Source organism: Phycicoccus sp. Root101 (assembly GCF_001426245.1).
In the GTDB taxonomy this organism is placed as follows: domain Bacteria; phylum Actinomycetota; class Actinomycetes; order Actinomycetales; family Dermatophilaceae; genus Pedococcus.
Genome location: NZ_LMCM01000008.1, coordinates 19,985 through 38,993, shown reverse-complemented (window position 1 = coordinate 38,993; position 19,009 = coordinate 19,985). Strand labels below are relative to the sequence as shown.

Below are 19,009 nucleotides of genomic sequence, written 5' to 3'. Positions count from 1 at the left end.
CACGTACCCCTTGCGGTCCCCGGCACGGGCCTGCGACGCGACCGAGTTCGGGTCGCTGCTGCAGCCTGCCAGCAGCGCAGCGACAGCAGCGGCACCGGCCCACGCCCGTAGTGCCTTAAAGGCGAACACCGCGCTCCTCCAGCCAGGTGTACCCGTCGACTGCGGATCCTGCGGGCAGGACCTGGAGGTGCAGGTGGGGTCCAGTGGAGCGACCGGTATTGCCCACCTCGCCAACCTTGTCGCCCGGACCAACCTGCTCCCCGACGGTCACGGCGATGGAGGACATGTGTGCGTAGTAGGAAACGGTGCCGTCCCAGTGACGTACCTCGACCTTGTTGCCGTAACCGCTCTGCGAGCCCGCGAATATGACCGCGCCGGAACTGAGCGACCCGATCCGGGTGCCTGAGGGGGCAGCGAGATCCAGTCCCTGGTGCTGGCGACCCCAACGGGGTCCGAAGCCGGACGTGAGCGTGTACCCCTCCAGCGGGGAGACCCAGACCCGGGCACGGCGCGCCTGCGCAGCCGCCTGCTTCTTCTGCTTGGCCTTGACTGCGGCTCGAGCCCGAGTGCGGGACACCCGTTGCGCTTCCGCGGCTCGAACGGTCGCCATTTCAGCACGTATGCCAGCAGCCTTCTCCAGCTGGGCCTCGCGCGACGTCTCAGCCGCAGTGAGCATCGCCGGCGATGCCGAAGCCGCCGGAGGTGCAGCGGCCGCGGTCACGAGGTCGCTGGATCCCCCAGCCGCCGTGACCGCGACAACGACTACCCCGATGGCACAACTGGCTGCCCCGCCGAGGACGGCTCGGCCGCGCCGCGGGGCGCGGTGGCGGCCGCCGCGGTGTCGGCCGGCGTACTGGTGTCCAGGCACAGACTGATCTCCTCGCGCCGCAGTCCCGGCGTCCGGACGGACGCCTGTCGGCGGGCGGTAGGTCGGGTCTTTCCGATCTCCCGCTCGTGCGGCTGGCGTCAGCCTCCCGCAGCGATGTCGGGAACCTGCTGGCGTTCCGTGAAGGTTTGATGAAGGTCCTCGACGCAGACCGGTGCACGTGCCCTAACATCTGAGCATGCGCTCAGATGACATGGTCATTGGTCTGGATGGCTGCTCCGTCCAATGTATCCACCCGGAAAAGGTTCAGATGGTGCTCGACGCCACTCTGCCGACAAACGACCTGGCCCGGGCAGCTGGCATGTTCAAGCTACTAGGCGACCAGACCCGTTCCCGCCTGCTGTATGCATTGCTCGAGGCCGGTGAACTGTGCGTGTGCGATCTCGCCGCAGCGACGGGAACGCAAGAGGCCACGGTCTCGCAGTCGCTGCGCATGCTGCGCGCCTCTGGTGTGGTGAGCGGGCGCCGGCAGGGACGGCTGGTCTTCTACCGGCTCGCGGACGGGCATGTACGGATGCTGCTTGATCTGACGCGGGAACACATCGCCCATGAGGCCCTCAGCGCTGGTGACGGTGCAGCTCGGTCCACGGCAAAGGCAACTCGATGAGTGGCGGGCACGGCCACAGTCACGGACATGCAGGTGGTGCGCACCGGTGGCGTCTGCAGTTGGCGTTCGCCTTGGTAGCAGGCTATTTCGTCGTCGAGCTGGTCGCGGGCCTGCTATCCGGTTCCCTTGCCCTGCTGTCCGACGCTGGGCACATGGCTGCAGATGTCGTTGCCCTGGGTGCGGCGTTGGTCGCCACTCGCATTGCGACACGGGCGGACACGACCGGGCGGCGCACGTTTGGTTCCTACCGGGCCGAGGTGTTCGCTTCGGGTCTCGCTGTCCTGCTGATGCTCGGCGTGTCGGTCTACATCGCGGTTGAGGCCATCGGCCGCATCGGCGGGACCGCCGAGGTTGCCTCCGGTCCAATGCTGGTGGTTGGGGGTATCGGCCTGGTCATCAACCTCATCGCCCTGTTGCTCCTGCGCGGCGGCGCTAGCGAGAGCCTGAACGTCAAGGGCGCCTACATGGAGGTCGTCGCGGACACCGTGGGATCTGTGGGTGTCATCGTCGCCGGGGTGATGGTCGGAGCGACCGGCAACGTGTGGTGGGACACCGGCATCGCCCTGGCCATCGCTGTCTTCGTGGCTGTCCGCGCCGTCATCCTGGGCCGCGAGGTTCTTACCGTCTTGGGTCAGCACGCTCCGAACGGCATGGCTCCGGATGAGGTGGAGAACGCTCTCTCGGGCGTTCCGGGCGTCACCGATGTGCACGACCTGCACCTGTGGACGCTGACCTCTGGGATGAACGTGGCCACGGCGCACCTGATGACAAGCGACGACACGGATCCACACGCGGTGCTCGATGAAGCCCGCCGGGTCATGCGCGCGAACTTCGGCGTCGAGCACGCCACCCTCCAGGTCGAACCCGACACCCACACCGGATGCAAGGAGGTCACCTGGTGACCACGTGGACCACCCTGACCAGCCCGACCCGTCGGGCTACCCTGATGCGTCGCGCGCAGCTGCTGGCTGCGGCCTCCGTCACGTACAACACCGTTGAAGCGATCATCGCGATCACAGCGGGGAACGTTGCAGGTTCCTCTGCTCTCGTCGGATTCGGCCTGGACTCCCTTGTCGAGGTGTCCTCCGGCCTCGTCATCCTGTGGCAGTTCCGGCACCGCATGCCCGAGAGTCGCGAGCGGACCGCGCAACGCCTCATCGCGGTCTCGTTCTTCGCGCTCGCCGCATATCTGACCGTGGACGCCGGACACGCCCTGCTCACCGGGGCGCGACCCGAGGACAGCCCCGTGGGCATCGGCCTGGCCCTCGCCTCGTTGGCGATCATGCCGTTCCTGAGCTTGTGGCAGCGACGCACCGGCCGCGAGCTCGGCTCCGGCGCCGTCGAAGGTGACGGCACGCAGACCCTGTTGTGCACGTACTTGTCCGCGGTCCTGCTTGTTGGCCTGGTTCTCAACGCGACGCTTGGTTGGTTCTGGGCCGACCCGGTAGCCGCACTGGTCATAGCCGCCGTGGCCGCACGCGAGGGCTGGCAGAACTGGCAGGGCGATGACTGCTGCCCGCCAGCCGCGTTCTCCACCCTTGGAGAGGGGACTGACATCGCGACCGCGGCCTCAGACAGCTGCGGCGACGCCTGCTGCGCTCCAGTTGCAACCGAAGAGCCTGAGGAGACCGGGCAGATGGCGCCGATAGCGCTCCAGCTCACTCGACGAGAGGACCACTCCTGAGCCACCGCATCCTCATCACCATCTAGGCCTCATTCGAGGCGTCCCGCTGCCACGGCCAAATCCAGTCCCGGATCTGGCACAGCTGCCCACGACCGGCTGACACTGTGGCAGGCAGTGGAACCTGAACGTGCCTGCGCCCGTTGCCCCAAGCGAAACCCGTCACCCGACTCCCCACCCCTGCTCTGGAGCTGACCCTGTGAAGCGCAACGCCGTCATCTCGGCAGTCGTTGTGGCCGTGTTCGCGGCCATCGTCACCACCGCCCTGACCTTCGGACCCGACACCTCCGACCCTGCTGAGGCCAGCGAGCCCGGCACGTCGGCCGGCCGACTCATTCGCGACGACAGTCACAGACTCGGTGCGCCCGGCACCGGCAAGGTCGTCCTGGTCGAGTTCCTCGACTTCGAATGCGAGTCCTGCCGCGCCGCCTACCCGATTGTGGAGGACCTGCGGACCAAGTACACGGGCAGGGTCGACTTCGTCGTGCGGTACTTTCCGATCCCGAGTCACACGAACGCGGTCAACGCCGCGGTCGCGGTCCAAGCCGCTGCAGAGCAGGGCAAGTTCGAGGACATGTACAAGCGGATGTACGACACCCAGACCGAGTGGGGCGAGCAGCAGGACTCCAAGGCCGACGTGTTCCGGGGGTTCGCCGCCGAAATGGGACTGGACATGGCCGTATACGACAAGGCCGTCGCCGACAAGGCAACCGCGGAGCGGGTCGAGCGCGACCGCAAGGACGGCCTCGCCCTCGGCGTCAAGGGAACCCCCACGTTCTTCCTCAACGGCAAGCAGATCGAGCCAGCCTCGGTCGAGGACTTCCACGCCCAGATCGACGCTGCGCTCAAGGGCTGACACGTGAACGCGACCCACACGACGACCGGCCCCTTGGAGACCAACAACACTAAGCCGGACGGCGCCGTCGCCGAGGTCGGGCGCAGGACAGCGTGGACCTTGGCGATCGCCGGGCTGGCCGGGCTGGCCGCCGCGTTCACGCTGCTCGTGGAGAAGGTCGCCCTGCTGGCCAACCCTGCCTATGTGCCCTCGTGCAGCATCAACCCGGTCCTGTCGTGTGGGTCCGTCATGAACACACCGCAGGCCTCCGCCTTCGGATTCCCCAACCCCATCCTCGGTGTTGTCGGGTTCACCGCGCTGTTGACCCTGGGCGTCGTTCTGCTCGCCGGTGTCGCCCTGCCCGACTGGTTCTGGTGGGGCGTGCAGGCCGGGACCACCTTCGGGGTGGCATTCGTGCATTGGCTCATCTTTGCCAGCCTGTACCGCATCGGGGCCTTGTGCCCGTACTGCATCGTCGTGTGGGTAGCCACCATCACGGCCTTCGCCACCGCCACCGCCCACAACATCAGGACTGGCCGACTACCGGTGCCAACCCGGTGGCGAGGTGCCGCGGCATACACCCCTAGCGTCATCACCCTCTGGCTGGTCGCTATCGCGTCCTTGGCCCTCGTCCGGTTCTGGGACTACTGGTCCACCTTGGCCGGCTGAGTGGCACGACATCTTGGGCTTTCGCAGGCGTGACGACGACCCTTGCGCGAGTGAAACCCCGGCCGCCTCCCGACGAGAACTTCGCCACGACAGGGATATAGGGCGCGGTGGCCTGGCTCCGAACGACACCTCCGCAGCCTGGCCACCAGCACTCGACTGGCTCGCGAGTTTGCCCCGGTTGACCACCGGCGAGTCCAGGGGTAGCGGCTGCCGAGACGGGTCGGCGACGGCGTGGTGGCAGTGACGCGCGGCGCGGTGGTGACGGGGCTCGGTCTCCGGTGGTCGCGGTGGGATCAGCATGAGCCGGTCAGCTGGTGGGCGTGAGGACACCGGCGCCGATGAGGGCAAACAGTCCCACCCCGGCGACAATGCGGTACGCCACGAACGGGGTGAACCGGTGGGTGGCGATGTAGCGCAGGAACCAGGCAATGACCGCGTACCCCACACCGAACGCGACGAGGGTGGCCAACAGGGTCGGGCCCCACTGCGGGGTAGGGCCTTGACCGATCTTCGTCAGCTCCAGCCCGCCCGAGGCCAGCACGGCAGGAATGGCGAGCAGAAACGCATACCTAGCCGCTGCTTGCCGGGTGTAGCCGAGCATGAGCCCGACGCTGATGGTGCCACCGGAGCGGGACACCCCGGGCACCAGGGCCATCGCCTGAGCGAACCCGAAGGCGACCGCGTGCCCCGCCGTGAGAGCCTCAAGAGGGCGCCGGTTGGCTGCCATCCGGTCCGCGACGCCGAGCACGACACCGAACACGATGAGGGTGGCCGCGACCAGACGCAGGTCCCGCAGCGCGGTCTCAATCTGGTCCTGGAACACGAACCCGAGCACCGCAATGGGCACCGTTCCCACAATGACGTACCACCCGAGCCGGGCCTGAGGGTCCGCGCGCAGCTGGGGGGTCCGCAGCGACCGCGTCCAAGCGCGCAGGACGCCGGCGATGTCGCGGCGGAAGTACAGCAACACCGCGGACTCGGTGCCGAGCTGGGTAACGGCGGTGAACGCGGCCCCGGGGTCGGGCCACCCGGCCAGTGCCGCCACAACGCGCAGGTGCGCCGTGGAGGAGATGGGCAAGAACTCTGTGAGCCCCTGCACCACCCCCAAGACGAAGGCCGCCAGCCATGTCATCGGCCACCGCCAGGCCGGATATCGACGCGGTCGCGGGGCGTGATGGCCGAGTTCACCGGCGTGCCTCGTGTTTGCCTGCCGCGCGGGAAGGACCGATGGAAGACAGGACTAGCAGGATGGCACCGGTGACGATGGCCGTGTCGGCAAGGTTGAACGTGGGCCACCACCCGCTGTGCAGGTAGTCGGTCACGACCCCGTCGCCCGCCCGGTCGGTCAGGTTCGCGACCGCGCCGCCGAGCACCGCCGCGAACGCGGCCAGTCGTAGCCGAGTGGCCGTCGGGGCGCCCATCCACACCAGTGCGGCCACGCCAGCCGTCACGAGGCCGGTGCCGGCAATGACGACGGAGGGTGGGGCCTCCGCAGCGACGGAGAACGCAACGCCCGGGTTATACGCCAGCCGCAGGTCCACCGGTCCTGCCTCGAAACCACCCGCGGGTAGGCCGCCGCGCGCCCACGCCTTCAGGCTCAGGTCCACAGCCGCGACCGCGGTCGCAATGGCCAGCACCGCAGCCCGGCGGGCGGCGGGGCGACGCCCCTGCTGTTGGACGGCGCCGGCCTCAGTGGCGCTCACCGGGCGCCGACGACAGCGGGCGCCGGCACCGCGGCGGGAGCAGTTGTCAGCGGCAGAGCCTTGGCTCGGCCGGCTCGGACGCCGTTGGCGATGATGACGACTTCCGCGAGCTCATGGACCAGGACGACCGCGGCCAGACCGAGCACGCCGAACAGGGCAAGGGGCATCAGCGCCGTGATGATGACCAAGGACAGACCGATGTTCTGCAACATGATCCGCCTGGCCCGACGTGCGTGGTCCAGGGCCTGCGGCAGGTGGCGCAGGTCCTCACCCATCAGGGCGACATCCGCGGTTTCGATGGCCACGTCCGTGCCCATCGCGCCCATGGCGATGCCCAGATCCGCGGTTGCCAGGGCGGGCGCGTCGTTGACGCCATCGCCGACCATCGCGGTCGGCCGCTGCTGTCGCAGCTGGGCGACGATGGCCGCCTTGTCCTCAGGGCGCAGTTCGGAATGCACCTGCTCGATACCGGCCTGCGCAGCTAGGGCGGCCGCGGTGGCGTGGTTGTCACCGGTCAACATGGCGACCTCGTACCCGGAGCGGCGCAGCCCGGCGACCACCTCGGCGGCCTCCGGGCGCAGCTCGTCGCGTACCGCGACGGCGCCGATGACGACGCCATCGTGCTCGACCAGGACGGCGGTCGCCCCGCCGGCCTGCATCCGGGCGATGTCGCCGGCCAGCAGGCCAGGCTCCAGCCAGCCGGGTCGACCCAGCCGGGCCGGACGCCCATCCACGATGCCGGTCAGACCGGCGCCGGTGACAGCCTGCACGTCCTGGGCGTCACCGATGCTGTCGACCGCGGCCAGGATGGCCCGGGCGAGCGGGTGCTCGCTGCGCGCCTCGAGCGCCGCCGCGACCGCCAGCACCTCGTGACGGGTGGCGTCCCCAGTCGTCGCAACCTCGACGACCTGAGGCCGGTTCGCGGTCAGCGTGCCGGTCTTGTCCAGGGCGATGCCGCGAATCCTCCCGAGCGCCTCCAAGGCGGCACCGCCCTTGACCAGGACGCCCAAACGACTGGCGGCACCGACCGCGGCGACGACCGTCACCGGCACCGAGATGGCCAGCGCGCAGGGGGATGCTGCAACCAGAACGACTAAGGCCCGCTCGATCCAGGTGGCCGGGTCGCCCAGCAGGCTGCCGACGACCGCGATGAGCGCCGCCACCACCAGCACACCGGGCACCAGCGGTTTGGCGATGCGGTCCGCGAGCCGTTGGCTCGTCCCCTTGCGGGACTGCTCGGCCTCAACGATGCGCACGATCCGGGCCAGGGAGTTGTCGGCCGCCGTCGTGGTGACTTCGACCTCCAGGACCCCCGTGCCGTTGATGGACCCAGCGAACACGTCCCGCCCGGGACCCGCCTCCACGGGCACGGACTCACCAGTGATCGCTGAGACGTCCAACGCGGTGTGTCCGGCCCGGATGACGCCGTCCGTCGCGACCCGCTCACCAGGCCGGACCAGCATCAGGTCACCGACCCGGAGGTCACGCGGCGACACGGTGACCTGTGCCCCGTCGCGCAGCACGGTCGCCTCGTCCGGCACCAAGGACAGCAGCGCGCGCAGCCCACGGCGGGTGCGAGCCAGGGAGTACTCCTCCAGCCCTTCGCTGATCGAGTAAAGGAACGCCAACATTGCGGCCTCGCCGACCTCGCCGAGCAGGACAGCGCCCACCGCAGCGATCGTCATCAGGGTGCCAACCCCGATCTTCCGCTTCGCCAGTCGCCGCAGGGTCGAGGGCACGAAAGTGGACGCGCCCACCAGCAGCGCCGCCCACAGCAGAACCTGCCCCAGCATGTCCGGTCCGCCGACCCAGCCAGAGCCGTACCCGGCCAGCAGCAATACGCCGGCTACCGCGGCGGCGCGCAGCTCGCTGACGTCGACGAGCCGTTCGGCCTCCTGCTCGTTCTCCTCGGCGCCCTCCGTGGTCGGCTCATCGGGGCCGCAGCCGCATGCGTCACTCACCGGCCGGCCCCCTGCCTGCGTCACCGATCGTGGCCGTGCCGTAGTTCGGGCACAGGCTCACCTTCGAACCGGTTGCGGCGAGCAGCGCCTCGCCTGCCAGCAGCAGGTCGAGCAACTCTGGGCGGGTCAGAGAGTAGAACACCTGCCGCGCCTCCGGACGGCCCTGCACGAGGCCGCAGTCGCGCAGGCAAGCCACGTGGGCCGACACGGTCGACTGGGCCAGCCCGAGCTGCGTGGTGAGGTCCAGGATGCGCGCTTCCCCGTCCGCGAGACGGCGAACCACCGCCAGGCGGGTCGGGTCGGCCAAGCCGTGGAACAGGGCAGCCGCGCCGCCTAGCTCTGCCCGGTGGTCGGGTTCAGCAGATTTCGTTGTCATCGCCATATCCCGATGATAGCGCCCACAGAGCCCGGTCCGTCAAACGCGCCCCACTGGCGTGCTGCGGGACGGCCAGGCGCCCGCCGCATCCCGCCGATCGACCTCAAGCCCCCCGATGTCGCCGGCGCAGCAACCACTGGAACCGCGCCACCGGCAAGCGGCTCTGATGTTGAGGGCGACTCGGGGCCTCCGACATCGCCGTCGGCCGGTCGTCCCGGCGAGGGACGACCGGCCGTTCCTGCAGGGGGAAGTCCGGAATGGTCGCGGTCAGGCGACGTCGATGAACACCGGGTTGGAGTAGAACCACAGGTCTTCCCATGGCGACTCGAGGCCGTCGGCTGCAGGCTCCATCTCGTCGGTGCTCGTGCCCCGCACACGGATGTATCCCTTCGAGGTCACATCCCGCAACGTGTGCCGGATGACGTACTCGTCACCCCGGCGGCGGAAGTCACTGGTGCCGTACCGGGCCACAACCTTCGTGGTCGGGTTGGCGGCCGCGTCCCGGTTGGCTACCGGGCCTGTGACATCACCCGCGATGATGTCGACGCGGTTGACTCGGGGCCGGTCCCCGTTGCCATTCGTGCCTGTTGGCGGCTTGAACCGGATCTCGATCTCCACGTCGTTGTCCCGGCCGCGCTTGACTGTCAGCGTCTGCCCAACCCCGGCTGCACGTCCGGCGTGGGAGGCGGTGACGTCCAGTCCGGCGATCAGGTCACCCGTGGTGACGAAGATTCGGCCGGTGCGCAGACCGTCCATGATGTCCGCGTAGTCCTGGCGGGCATCGACGTAGGTCTTGGAGTACTCCCCCGGCCAGAAGTCGGACCCGCCACGGGTCCAGTGGACGTGGGAGTCCGATGTCGCGGTGATCCACCACTTGCGGCCTTCGCCGAGTAGCGAATCCCAGAGACCGCCGACCATTGCGGTCATCTGGTCATAGCCGCCATGCGTCGGATAGTTGCCATACGCCCCGCGGGCGCCGCCGTTGAGCGGCCCCGCCTGGTGACCCGGCGCGCCCTCGAAGCCGACGTACACCGTCGGGGCGGCGTCTTGGTTGTTGCGGAACTCGCGTGGGGTGTCCTGGCCCCAGACGCCGAGCCCGGTCGCAGAGCGGGACGCGTGGTGCGCGATGACCAGCGGTTTGCTGGCCATGTTGTTCGCATAGTTGAGGAACTCGACCATCTTGGCTTCGGTGTCCCGCGAGGGGTCGCTGGGAAACGCGTCGAGCTTGGCGTACCGCGACTCCAGGTCGTACAGCAGCTGTGCCTCGTTGTTGCGCCGCGGAATCATTAGCGTGTGGTGGTCCATCTGGGGTGCGTCGAACTCCATGCCCCAGAACTGCAACACCTCGGGTACCAGGTCGCGAGACTTGAGCAGGTCCGGGTAGGCGAGCTCCAGATTGACCTTGGAGTGGGTGGGGCCACCGTGGTCGGTGCACATCACCCACGAGAGCCCGAAGCTCTTGGCCATGATCGCGTTCGCAACGATCGGGTAGACGGCGTCCGCGCCCTTGGTGAAGGTCGGCGGATTCTTGGTGGTGTCGAAGCGGCCTGAGTACTCGGAGTGAATGTGGTGGTCGCCGGCACGCCAGGCTCGACCGCCGCTTCTACGCAAGGAGGTCTCGGAACCGGCAGCAAATGCTGGGCTGGGCAGTGCTGCCGAGGCGGCGGCGAGGGTGGCGCCAATGCCGCCGTACTTCAACAGCTGGCGGCGCGAGGGGGGCCCAGCCTTCGGGTCTGCCTCGTCCATCGCCTCCCAGCCGTCGTGCGATGCATGACCGTGCTGGTGGCTGTGACCATCTTCGTGCGCGTGGCTCATGGAAATGCATCTCCTGGCGAAAGGTAGAAGTGGTGATGACATCCGACTCCCACCCGATGAACTCCGTGCAAACGGCGGACATGCAGAGGCAGAACTTGAGCAAGCCGATACGGACGAGGTTCGGAGCCGCGATAGCGATATGCAAGTTCCCGCCTCGCCGTGCGGTCTGTCGGCTTGGCCAGCGGGCGGTTAGGGGCCGGGCCTTTCGTCTGCGCTGGGCGAGCATTCTCCGAAGTGCACGACGGGACCACGAAAGCTGGACCAGTAAGTCCCTGCGAATGGCCGCCCCAATTACCTCTCGCAGCGCGGCCCTGGCCGAGCCGCGGACAGGCTGAGGGTGCTTAGGTCGTGAAGGGCCCTGCGCCCTTTGGCGCTTCGCTCAGTGTTCCGGCGGGTCTGGTGGGCCTGCGGGCTGGCGGCGTCGAGGAGTGCCGCGGCGCTCATGGCTGTCCCGTTGGCGTCGATGAGGCCGTCGGCGGTGGCCGCGATTCCGGCGCGGACGTGGTCGGGCAGGGAGACGGCTCGGTTGGCAAGAAGGTCGCGGGGCGCGACCCACGCGGCGAGGGGGCTGTCATCGATGGTCTGGGCGTCTCGCTGGTCGTGGCGCCGGGTGGTGATCGCCAGCATGTTCACGGTTCGTGCGGCTCCGCTCAATTCGGGGTTGGTGGTGGCGTCATGAGTGACGTGCGCCAGGTCGAGGTTGGTGACCAGTACCTGCTTGGCGAGTCGGCCGACCCGGCGCAAGTTGGTCCTTTGGCCGATGAGTGAGGCGTGGGCGATGGTTGCGCCGTCGTGAAGGAGTTCGTACAGCGCGGCCCGGGTCTCGAGGGCCGCGCGGGCGAGGTCGGGGTCGACGCGGCGTGAGGTCGGCGGTGTCAGGTCTTTCCAGAGGCCGGCCATGATCTCCCAGCCTTGGTGGCTTGCCTCGATCGCGGGCAACAGGCGGGTCATGTACTGCTGCCGGTCGACATGTCCGTAGTCGGCGGCGGCGCGTGTGAGCGTGCTGGTCGCGGTGAGAACCATTGCCTGCGTGCGGGCGGTGAGCATGAGATCCGCGGTGCTAACCCGGTCGCTCAGGGTGCGGTGGGTCTGGACGTCCCAGATGGCCAGGGCTTGGGCCAGCCGTCCTGCGGCTGGGGGTTCGCGGTGTTCCCCCGTCAGGCGGCCGGGGTAGGTGCCGGCGATGACGGCGCCGGCCTGCTGCTCGAACGCGGTTAGCCGCGCGTGTGCGGCGCGGGCTTGCCGAAGTGAGTCCCCGGTGGTTAGTGCGCCCCGTGTGGCCATCTTCATCTCCAGCTCGCGCACCCGTCGGCCGACGGCGACGGCGACCCCGTGGGAGCCGATGTAGAGGGTGTGCATGATCCGGGTCCTGGCGGCCTGGAGGTCGCGCCGTTCTGGCTCGCTGAGTGGCGGCCGAGGAATAGCGTGACGGCTGATCAGATCGGTTGCTCCGGTGAAGCTCTCGGCTATGCCGAGGAGGCGGTCGTCGGCGGGCCCGTCTCCTGGCCAGACTCGCCCGCGTCCGGTGCGATGCATGGCTTCGCTCATCGCGCGAAGCTGTCGGATCGCGAGGTCTGCGGAGTCGGGAAGGTGCTCCCCGGTGCCCGGTTGGGGAAGGGTCACCGGTGGTAGGGCCTGCCAGAGTTCGCCGGCCGCCTGGACGACTTCACCCCAGGTGCGCAGCATCGTGGCGGCGTCCATCTCGTCGACGTCCATCAGGATCGCTCTGGCGGCGTGGTCGGACTCGAGGAGGAGTTCGCCGACGCTGCGTTTGTCCCGGCCGGTCATGGCGCGTGCTCGTTGAGCAGGTCGCAGATCGCGGCGATCACCTGTGACGTTCCGGGCGGGAAGTCCTCGATGGGGCGCAGCCGGGTGAGCTCTTCGGCGGCGCGCAGCAGCTTCAGCGGGTCGGTCTCGACGGGCGCGGGGTCGTCGACGTCGTGGCCTGCGGGCAGCAGCTCGAGTGCCAGGGACGTGGCCAGATCCAGACCGATCCCCAGGAAGCGCAGGGCCGGGCCGGGATTGGTGGCGGCCTGGTCCCAGGTCATGTCCGAGGCGCGCGCCAGCAGTCGGGCTACGGTGCTCAGGCTGTGGACGGCGTGCATATCGATAGGGCTGGGGTCGGCGCTCATCATGGCTGTTCTCCTTGGTTCGTGAGAGGTGTACAGCCCGATCCACTCAGACCCCGCCGGGGCGCGGTCAGCCCTGCTTCCGAGCCTGTGCATGACGCCGCCGGGGTGTCGTAGGTGGGGACGACGCTGCTCTCGTAGGCCTAATGGCCACCGGTGCCCCTCTGGAGGTCAGCACCGCCCGCCGTCGAGGTTTTCGCACTAGTGCCCATCTCGACTCGAGGAGGAGGAGACGGTGGTGATGACGACGATGAGGAAGGTGGGCGCGTACGGGCCTGCGGTCGTGGTCAGCATGCTGCTGGCGTTCGTGGTGGGCGCGGTGCTGCCCGCGACGGTGGGCCTAGCGGTGTTCGTTTGCGGTCTGGCCACCATGCTGGTGCTGCTGGTCGGAGCCGGGGAGTCAGCGGCGGTCCGGGTCCTGTTCCGTGCCCGTGAACTCAGCTCGGCCGAGGCTGCGGCGCTGGCACCCGCCGTGGCCCTGCTGTGCCAGCACGGAGTCCCCATGGGCACGCTTCGGCTCCAAGTGCGGGACGGCGCAGTACCTATCACGGCTGTCGGAGCGGGCCGCAGCACCGTCGTGGTATCGGCCGGCCTGGTGGCCGCGGTCCGGGACCGCCAACTGCCCCTCGACCAGGAGGCTGCGGTCCTCGGCCATGGTGCGGGCGTCGTCCTCAGTGGCGCCGTGCGTTCCGATTTGGCGCTGGAGTTCTGGACGCTGCCGTGGCAGGCCCTACGTGGACTGGCCGACGGCCTCTTGCTGGCCTTCCGGTGGTTGCCGCCAGTGCGGTGGGCGTGGACGGGCCGGTTCATCGTTGCGGCGATTGCCGCAGCGCAGGCCGGAGCGGTGCAAAAGTGGCTTGTGGCCGCCATCATCACCCTCGTGGGCGCCCTGTCCTACCTCGTGAGCCCCTGGGAGCGGGCCTGGGCCACGACGATCCGCGAGCTCGGCGACGAGCAGGTCCGCCAAGCCGGCCTCGCTGAGGCTCTGTCCCGGTTCTTACTGCGCTGCTCGAGCTCACCGGAGGTACACGAACGCGTCCATGCGCTGACCGGCCCCGCGCAGCGGCCTCAGCTGGCCGTCGTGGCCCCCCGGGCGTAGCTCCGTCAGAGCCGCGGGTCGCGCAGTCGGCGTGGCAGCGGTCGCGGCTGGGACCGCTGTCCCCATGGCCGGCCCGCATTTCCTCACAGCCCCGCCTCGTCCGGGTCCAGGACGGACCTCAGGTCACTGGCACAGCCTGCCGGTGGGTTCCTGGGATCCACCACCGCCGCGCACCGGCTGCACAGGTCGACCCCCGTCGGAGCGCCCACCCAGACACACCCGCCGAGGCAGGCACGCTTCTGCGTACAGCCGCACACCAGACAGGCACGCCGCCGCGGATCGCCGCCCGCCTCAACGGATTCGATCTCTACAGCGAGATCCTCGGCGGCGGCCAGCAGCTGCTGCGCCGCCCGGGGGTGCCGTGTTCGTCGGAGCACCTCGGCCGAAGCAAGCATCGCCACCCGCTGGTGTCGCAGTCGCGCCAAGACCATCGGCTCCAGCACCACTTCGCTCGTCAACGCGTGCATCGTGCCCTTCCTCTCCTTGCACCCCGGGAACAGTGGTCCCGCACCGTCAGCCTGTACAGGAGTAGGGAAGCCAGCGGTTCGTCCCGGGCGCCTTGTCACTGCCCAAAGACGTCGTCCAGTGCCTTGGTGGACAGACCCGCCGGCCGCCCTGGCCGTCCACCCGGACCCGCCTCCACGGCTTTGGTTGCGGAACCCGGGATAGCCCGCTGCCCACCGCGTCAGGACGGATCGATGAGCTACACCAAGGCCTGGGAAGTCGGGTACGCCCGCGACCGGGCCCATGGCCGCCGACGCTACGTCCCCGCAACCGACACACGAGCCAGGCTCCAAGAGCTCGTGGACGCGCAGGTCCCCATCCGGGCGATCGCGCGGGCCAGCGGTCTGAGCGGCACCGCCGTCGCTCACATCATGGGCGGCCGCCACGAACAGGTACAGCGGCAGACCGCGGCACGGATCGCGTCGTTGACGCTGAACGACGTGTATGCCCGGGCCTCCGGGAGCGTGCCCAGCGTCGGCGCCGTGCGCCGCGTGCAGGCGTTGATGGCCCTCGGGTGGCGCAAGGCGGACCTCGAGGCCGAGGGTGTCCCCTCCGGTCAGCTCGTCACGCGATCGCGCGACCTGATCAGCATCCAGGGCTGGCGGCAGGTGCGGGACGTCTACGACCGCCTGAGCATGACCCTCGGCCCGTCCCAGGCTGCACGCGACCGAGCTGCGGCCCGCGGCTACCCCCCGCCACTGGCGTGGGACGACGAGACGATCGACGACCCGCGAGCGACGCCCCAGCACGGCGACCCGGTGCAAGCCTCCTTGGACTCGGTCGTGGTCGATCGACTGGTGGCCGGCGTATCCGCCGGCACACGGTGCGATACCGATCTGCAACTAACTCAGGATGAGCGGGTGGCAGCGGTCCGCGGGCTCTCGACGGCAGGGTATTCCGACCGCGAGATCGCGGAGGCGATCGGGGTCTCGCCCCGAACTGTGTTGCGACTTCGTCACCGGCAGGAGATCTCAGCTGGTCGCCCCGGCACCCGACCAGGTTCCTCCGAGCGTGAGGAATTGATACCAGTCGACCCCACCGGTTCGCAGCGTCTGCGCCGATCCACCGGGCTTGAGAAGGTCGCCGGGTACGGGACGGTGCAGCCTCGGGGCGCAAACGTCGGGCTCTCGGCGCGCCGGCTCTCGTGAGCAAGGAGCTGGCCGGACTCGATGGCCGCTGAACGGTCGCGGAGCGCCGTGCTCAGGGGTGCCCGCCAGGACATCGTTGACGTAGTGGACAGGCGCCCCTTGGGTGAGATGCCATGGCGGCCACGTGGACTACCCGCCCGTGAAGGTCATCGTCCACGACGGCGGCGTCGACATCTCCTCGGCCGGCTGACCGCCAGTCGGTCTCGGTCGCCGAGTGAGCGTCATCAGCTGCGAACCGGGTGGTTGGGCAGCCGACCGGCCACCATCGTCAGCTCGCCATCCGCCCGGCGTCTCGAGGCGTCGACTGCGACCACGACGGCTTCCCGCAGGAAGCCCGACCGGCTCAGCACCACGCCACCGGTCCGGCGGTCCTCGACGATCGCCTGCTCGAGCGCGGCCCTGGTGCTAGCGCGAAGCGGGTGGTGCCTGTTGAACCCGCGCCGGCCGTCGCCGGCCGGCGAGTGCTCAGCTCGCAGGCGTGCGCGGCCACGGACCCCGCGCGCGGCGTGCTGCTCGATGGCCCGGTGGAGCCAGCCGATGAACGCATCCGGGCCGTTCGGGTCGTTATCCAGGTCGGCCACGTATGCCGCCCGCGCCAACTGCCAAGTGTCCGGGTCCCAGTAGGCACCAGTCGAGATCGTGTCCTCGACGGTCTCCGCCATGGTGCTCCTCCTTCGCGTCCTAACACCCACCCGGTCGTCATTCCCGGTCGCCCGCGCCGTTCTCCTCGTCGGCTGGCGCGACAGCGCACCGGCCCTGCCAGGACGCGGTGGGGCGGCCAGGGAGGCCGGCCCTAGGCGCCCGTTTTGCACAGTCGAACCCGTTGCCGGTGCCTGTCCACAGGCTCGACGCACGCTCTACGACCGGCCCTTGGCTAGGACGAGGATAACGCATGTCAGTTCGTTCTATTCGACAGGAGAGCAGCACCGATGAACACCAACACCTCGCCGCAGGCAGCAGCCGCCACACCCGCCGAGCAGATCACACTCGTCCAGATCGACCCCGCCACCGCCGTCGTGGGCCTCAACGTGCGCAGCGAGGCCAACCTGACCGCCGACTTCGTGTCCAGCATCCGCGAACTCGGCGTGCTTGAGCCGGTGATCGGTCACTACGACGAGCAGGGCCAGTTCGTAGTCCTGCGCGGCCAGCGGCGCACCCTTGCCGCCGTCGAGGCCAAGCGCCCCAGCATCCCGGCCGTCATTGTCGGGCGGCCAGAGGACGCCGATCGGATCGTGCACCAGATGGCCGAGAACGACCACCGCAGCGCCATGGCCACCGCCGACCGGATAGCGGGCGTCAAGCAGCTGGCCGCGATCGGCCTGACCGCAGCGCAGATCAAGCGGCGCACGGCTCGGCCCCGCACCGAGGTCGACGCCGCACTGGCTGTCGCAGGTAGCGAGTTGGCCCAGAAGGCCGCGCGGCGCTGGGACTTCCTCACCCTGGACCAGGCCGTCGCGCTGGCCGAGTTCGAGGACGACCCCGAGGCGGTGAAGGCCCTGATGGTCGCCGCCAAGGACGGCCACGGGTTCGACCACACGGCCCAGCGCCTGCGCGACGCCCGGCTGGACGCCACCGCGATCGCCGCCATGACCGAGACCCTGACGGCCAAGGGAGTGCGCGTCGTCGAGCGGCCTGCCTACGACGACCACAGCACCCGGACTCTGGACCGGCTCGCCGCCACGGAGGGGGGCCGCGCTTACAACAAGGCCACCCACGCCACGTGCGAGGGCCACGTGGCCTACCTCAGTGTCACCACCGCGTGGGAGAAGGACGAGAAGGGCAAGGAGGTCCGCCTTCGGAAGGCCGAACCCCACTACGTGTGCACGACGTGGCGCGCCGCAGGGCACGTGGACTTGTGGAACCACGGTGGCGCATCGTCCAAGCCCAAGGCGGGCGACATGAGCCCCGAGCAGCGCGAGGCGGCCCGCGCCGAGCGGCGCGACGTGGTCGACTCCAACAAGGCGTGGGACAGCGCCGAGCCGGTGCGGCGCGACTGGCTGGCCGCCTTCGCCAGCCGCAAGACCGCGCCCAAGGGGTCGTCGGCCTTCCTCGCCCGTGTCCTCACCGAGCACCCCGAGGTCGTCGCGAGCGTCGCCGGATCGCAGTTGGCCGCCGAGTGGTTCGGGCTGAAGCACACCGGTTACGGCTACGGCAGCGGGTGGACCGCGTTGATCGAAAAGGCCACCGAAGGTCGAGCCCAGGTCATCGCCCTGTGCCGACTGCTCGCAAGCCTGGAGACGGGCACCGACCGGCAGTCGTGGCGGCGGGTCATGCCCGCCACCGCCGACTACCTGACCTTCATCACCGCGAACGGCTACGACCTGTCCGACGTCGAGAAACGGGCGGCAGGTCTGACCAAGCCCAAGCCCGCGCCGCGCGCCCGCACCAAGCAGGCCGCCCCAGCCGCGCCTGCCACCCACGCCCCCGAGGCAAGTATCGACACCCCGGACCCGGAGCCCACGCCCGGGAGCGAGGACGCCAGCGACGCCCCGACCGACGCCGGCGCGGCGACCCCGGCCGCATGACCCGGCTACTCCGGTGCGCGGGTTGTCGAGGGGACCACCCGCGCACGCGCCCAGCAGCTGCTGACGACCGATGAGCCAAGCCGCATCAAGCGTGCGGCGTCGGACGCGCACACCAACGCCTGACCCCCACGGCACAGAGCCCGGAGCGCTCGACCAGGAGCCGCGCTCCGGGCTCTGCCCACGAGATCACCAAAGGGGCAGCTGCTCGCCGAAGATCCGCGTGAGTCGCCGCAGGTCGTCGGCGACCAGCTGCGGATCCTTCCGCGCCAGGTCCCGCAGTTCCCGCGCTCGACGGCGCGCGCCCCGAGGGTCACCCAGCGGGGAGCCAGTCAGCGCCCGGCGGATGGCCCACTCGCGCCGGTTCTCGACATAGGTCGAGGCGACCACGTGCTCGGGGTGCACCCGCTGGCACAGGGGGTTGTCGCACCGGTGCCCGAGCACCTCGGTTGCGGCTAGTGCCTCGACGCCGTGCACCTGGGCGAAGCCGAAACGATGCGCGATGATCACCCGCTTCGGCGCGAACCAGAACCGGCCGTGCCCCTTGCCGCTGATGGCCCCGGTCCACCACCAGCAGTCGCTCCCTGCGACCCGCACAATCTTGCGATCACGCCGGGCCACCGTGTCGGCATCCGCGACCGCCGCATGCAGCAGCGCTGACCCTTCCTCGTCCAGCCGCCGAGCACCCACCGGCGCGCCTTAGTCGGCAGAGGCGTCGCTCGCCGCCCGGGACGACGACACCTCGTCCCGGGCCAGCGCGCACAACCGCGCCGCCTCCCGACGGCTCAGGCCCTGCCCGCACCACTGGATCGCCTCGTCCAAGCCGAGGCCCTCGACGGCCGTCATCTGGTGCAGCGCCTCCCCCGCTCGCTGCTCGCACCGCCGCACCATCTCATCGCGCGCCCCCAACGCCATCATGACCTCGACCCCACGGGCACTGAGCCGCTTCTCCCGCTGCACCCGCTGCTCGCGCATCTTGGACTGTGCGTCCAGCGCAGCCCGTCGGGCCAACTGTCGAGCGCTCTGCTTGCTGACCGGCCTGTCCTGGGTCTGACTCATCGCCTCGTCCTCTCT

At 69.6% G+C, this 19,009-nt stretch carries 20 protein-coding genes; 8 read left to right on the top strand and 12 right to left on the bottom strand.

All coding sequences use genetic code 11. The features are described from left to right. Positions 1-115 precede the first annotated feature (115 nt). Positions 116-577 carry a M23 family metallopeptidase gene (locus ASC58_RS12950; RefSeq protein ID WP_056919604.1) on the bottom strand — a complete coding sequence of 154 codons (462 nt, stop codon included), beginning with the start codon at positions 575-577 and terminating at the stop codon, positions 116-118. 559 nt (positions 578-1,136) lie between these two features. Between ASC58_RS12950 and ASC58_RS12945 the strand changes: the two genes are divergently transcribed. From ASC58_RS12945 to ASC58_RS12925, 5 genes are all read left to right on the top strand, one after another. Then, on the top strand, positions 1,137-1,493 hold the full coding sequence (locus ASC58_RS12945; protein WP_235529251.1) for a helix-turn-helix transcriptional regulator: 357 nt from the start codon (positions 1,137-1,139) through the stop codon (positions 1,491-1,493). Then, the gene (locus ASC58_RS12940; protein ID WP_056919603.1) at positions 1,490-2,395 is read left to right on the top strand and encodes a cation diffusion facilitator family transporter; all 906 of its coding nucleotides are present in this window, start codon (positions 1,490-1,492) and stop codon (positions 2,393-2,395) included. Before ASC58_RS12945 ends, ASC58_RS12940 begins: the two co-directional genes overlap by 4 nt. After that, positions 2,392-3,177 carry a cation diffusion facilitator family transporter gene (locus ASC58_RS12935; RefSeq protein ID WP_369796233.1) on the top strand — a complete coding sequence of 262 codons (786 nt, stop codon included), beginning with the start codon at positions 2,392-2,394 and terminating at the stop codon, positions 3,175-3,177. The genes ASC58_RS12940 and ASC58_RS12935 overlap by 4 nt, the downstream gene beginning before the upstream one ends. A gap of 196 nt (positions 3,178-3,373) precedes the next feature. Then, a complete protein-coding gene (locus ASC58_RS12930; protein ID WP_056919602.1) occupies positions 3,374-4,030 on the top strand; it encodes a thioredoxin domain-containing protein in 657 nt (218 codons plus the stop codon). A 3-nt stretch (positions 4,031-4,033) separates the two neighbouring features. Then, positions 4,034-4,678 (top strand): vitamin K epoxide reductase family protein, encoded by a 645-nt coding sequence (locus ASC58_RS12925; RefSeq protein WP_082553270.1) that lies wholly within the window; start codon positions 4,034-4,036, stop codon positions 4,676-4,678. Positions 4,679-4,985: 307 nt separating this feature from the next. On the opposite strand, the gene ASC58_RS12920 is transcribed toward ASC58_RS12925, so the two are convergent. The 7 genes from ASC58_RS12920 to ASC58_RS12890 all read right to left on the bottom strand — a co-directional run bounded on the left by ASC58_RS12920 (position 4,986) and on the right by ASC58_RS12890 (position 12,668). Further along, positions 4,986-5,810: an undecaprenyl-diphosphate phosphatase gene (locus ASC58_RS12920; protein ID WP_056919601.1), complete on the bottom strand. Its 825-nt coding sequence runs from the start codon at positions 5,808-5,810 to the stop codon at positions 4,986-4,988. A 52-nt stretch (positions 5,811-5,862) separates the two neighbouring features. Further along, a complete protein-coding gene (locus ASC58_RS12915) occupies positions 5,863-6,381 on the bottom strand; it encodes a signal peptidase II (RefSeq protein WP_056919600.1) in 519 nt (172 codons plus the stop codon). Beyond that, a complete protein-coding gene (locus ASC58_RS12910) occupies positions 6,378-8,342 on the bottom strand; it encodes a cation-translocating P-type ATPase (protein WP_056919820.1) in 1,965 nt (654 codons plus the stop codon). The genes ASC58_RS12915 and ASC58_RS12910 overlap by 4 nt, the downstream gene beginning before the upstream one ends. Then, on the bottom strand, positions 8,335-8,724 hold the full coding sequence (locus ASC58_RS12905) for an ArsR/SmtB family transcription factor (RefSeq protein ID WP_369796232.1): 390 nt from the start codon (positions 8,722-8,724) through the stop codon (positions 8,335-8,337). The genes ASC58_RS12910 and ASC58_RS12905 overlap by 8 nt, the downstream gene beginning before the upstream one ends. Before the next feature lie 261 nt (positions 8,725-8,985). Then, positions 8,986-10,533: a twin-arginine translocation signal domain-containing protein gene (locus ASC58_RS12900; RefSeq protein ID WP_200947826.1), complete on the bottom strand. Its 1,548-nt coding sequence runs from the start codon at positions 10,531-10,533 to the stop codon at positions 8,986-8,988. 291 nt (positions 10,534-10,824) lie between these two features. Further along, positions 10,825-12,321, bottom strand: a complete 1,497-nt coding sequence (locus tag ASC58_RS12895; RefSeq protein ID WP_056919598.1) for a hypothetical protein — start codon at positions 12,319-12,321, stop codon at positions 10,825-10,827. Continuing rightward, a complete protein-coding gene (locus ASC58_RS12890) occupies positions 12,318-12,668 on the bottom strand; it encodes a hypothetical protein (RefSeq protein ID WP_157598498.1) in 351 nt (116 codons plus the stop codon). Before ASC58_RS12890 ends, ASC58_RS12895 begins: the two co-directional genes overlap by 4 nt. A gap of 235 nt (positions 12,669-12,903) precedes the next feature. Here ASC58_RS12890 and ASC58_RS12885 point away from each other — a divergent pair, with 235 nt between their 5' ends. Beyond that, positions 12,904-13,761: a hypothetical protein gene (locus ASC58_RS12885; RefSeq protein WP_157598497.1), complete on the top strand. Its 858-nt coding sequence runs from the start codon at positions 12,904-12,906 to the stop codon at positions 13,759-13,761. A gap of 83 nt (positions 13,762-13,844) precedes the next feature. Here ASC58_RS12885 and ASC58_RS12880 read toward each other — a convergent pair whose 3' ends face one another. Further along, positions 13,845-14,228 carry a hypothetical protein gene (locus ASC58_RS12880; RefSeq protein WP_056919595.1) on the bottom strand — a complete coding sequence of 128 codons (384 nt, stop codon included), beginning with the start codon at positions 14,226-14,228 and terminating at the stop codon, positions 13,845-13,847. Between the two features lie 336 nt (positions 14,229-14,564). Between ASC58_RS12880 and ASC58_RS12875 the strand changes: the two genes are divergently transcribed. Beyond that, positions 14,565-15,413, top strand: a complete 849-nt coding sequence (locus ASC58_RS12875; protein WP_162246852.1) for a helix-turn-helix domain-containing protein — start codon at positions 14,565-14,567, stop codon at positions 15,411-15,413. Between the two features lie 224 nt (positions 15,414-15,637). On the opposite strand, the gene ASC58_RS12870 is transcribed toward ASC58_RS12875, so the two are convergent. After that, entirely contained in the window at positions 15,638-16,075 is a 438-nt protein-coding gene (locus ASC58_RS12870) for a hypothetical protein (RefSeq protein WP_056919593.1), read from the bottom strand. Between the two features lie 267 nt (positions 16,076-16,342). Between ASC58_RS12870 and ASC58_RS12865 the strand changes: the two genes are divergently transcribed. Then, a complete protein-coding gene (locus ASC58_RS12865) occupies positions 16,343-17,938 on the top strand; it encodes a ParB N-terminal domain-containing protein (protein ID WP_056919592.1) in 1,596 nt (531 codons plus the stop codon). A 186-nt stretch (positions 17,939-18,124) separates the two neighbouring features. Here ASC58_RS12865 and ASC58_RS12860 read toward each other — a convergent pair whose 3' ends face one another. Continuing rightward, positions 18,125-18,625 carry a hypothetical protein gene (locus ASC58_RS12860; protein WP_056919591.1) on the bottom strand — a complete coding sequence of 167 codons (501 nt, stop codon included), beginning with the start codon at positions 18,623-18,625 and terminating at the stop codon, positions 18,125-18,127. 9 nt (positions 18,626-18,634) lie between these two features. Then, entirely contained in the window at positions 18,635-18,994 is a 360-nt protein-coding gene (locus ASC58_RS12855; protein WP_157598495.1) for a hypothetical protein, read from the bottom strand. Positions 18,995-19,009: the final 15 nt, after the last annotated feature.

Bases quoted from the DNA above. Each gene is read 5' to 3' on its own strand.
- ASC58_RS12940 (WP_056919603.1), top strand. From the start codon at position 1,490: ATGAGTGGCGGGCACGGCCACAGTCACGGACATGCAGGTGGTGCGCAC.
- ASC58_RS12905 (WP_369796232.1), bottom strand. From the start codon at position 8,724: ATGGCGATGACAACGAAATCTGCTGAACCCGACCACCGGGCAGAGCTA.
- ASC58_RS12890 (WP_157598498.1), bottom strand. From the start codon at position 12,668: ATGATGAGCGCCGACCCCAGCCCTATCGATATGCACGCCGTCCACAGC.
- ASC58_RS12855 (WP_157598495.1), bottom strand. From the start codon at position 18,994: ATGAGTCAGACCCAGGACAGGCCGGTCAGCAAGCAGAGCGCTCGACAG.
- ASC58_RS12900 (WP_200947826.1), bottom strand. From the start codon at position 10,533: ATGAGCCACGCGCACGAAGATGGTCACAGCCACCAGCACGGTCATGCA.
- ASC58_RS12945 (WP_235529251.1), top strand. From the start codon at position 1,137: ATGGTGCTCGACGCCACTCTGCCGACAAACGACCTGGCCCGGGCAGCT.
- ASC58_RS12885 (WP_157598497.1), top strand. From the start codon at position 12,904: ATGACGACGATGAGGAAGGTGGGCGCGTACGGGCCTGCGGTCGTGGTC.
- ASC58_RS12920 (WP_056919601.1), bottom strand. From the start codon at position 5,810: ATGACATGGCTGGCGGCCTTCGTCTTGGGGGTGGTGCAGGGGCTCACA.
- ASC58_RS12870 (WP_056919593.1), bottom strand. From the start codon at position 16,075: ATGGCGGAGACCGTCGAGGACACGATCTCGACTGGTGCCTACTGGGAC.
- ASC58_RS12895 (WP_056919598.1), bottom strand. From the start codon at position 12,321: ATGACCGGCCGGGACAAACGCAGCGTCGGCGAACTCCTCCTCGAGTCC.
- ASC58_RS12880 (WP_056919595.1), bottom strand. From the start codon at position 14,228: ATGCACGCGTTGACGAGCGAAGTGGTGCTGGAGCCGATGGTCTTGGCG.
- ASC58_RS12865 (WP_056919592.1), top strand. From the start codon at position 16,343: ATGAACACCAACACCTCGCCGCAGGCAGCAGCCGCCACACCCGCCGAG.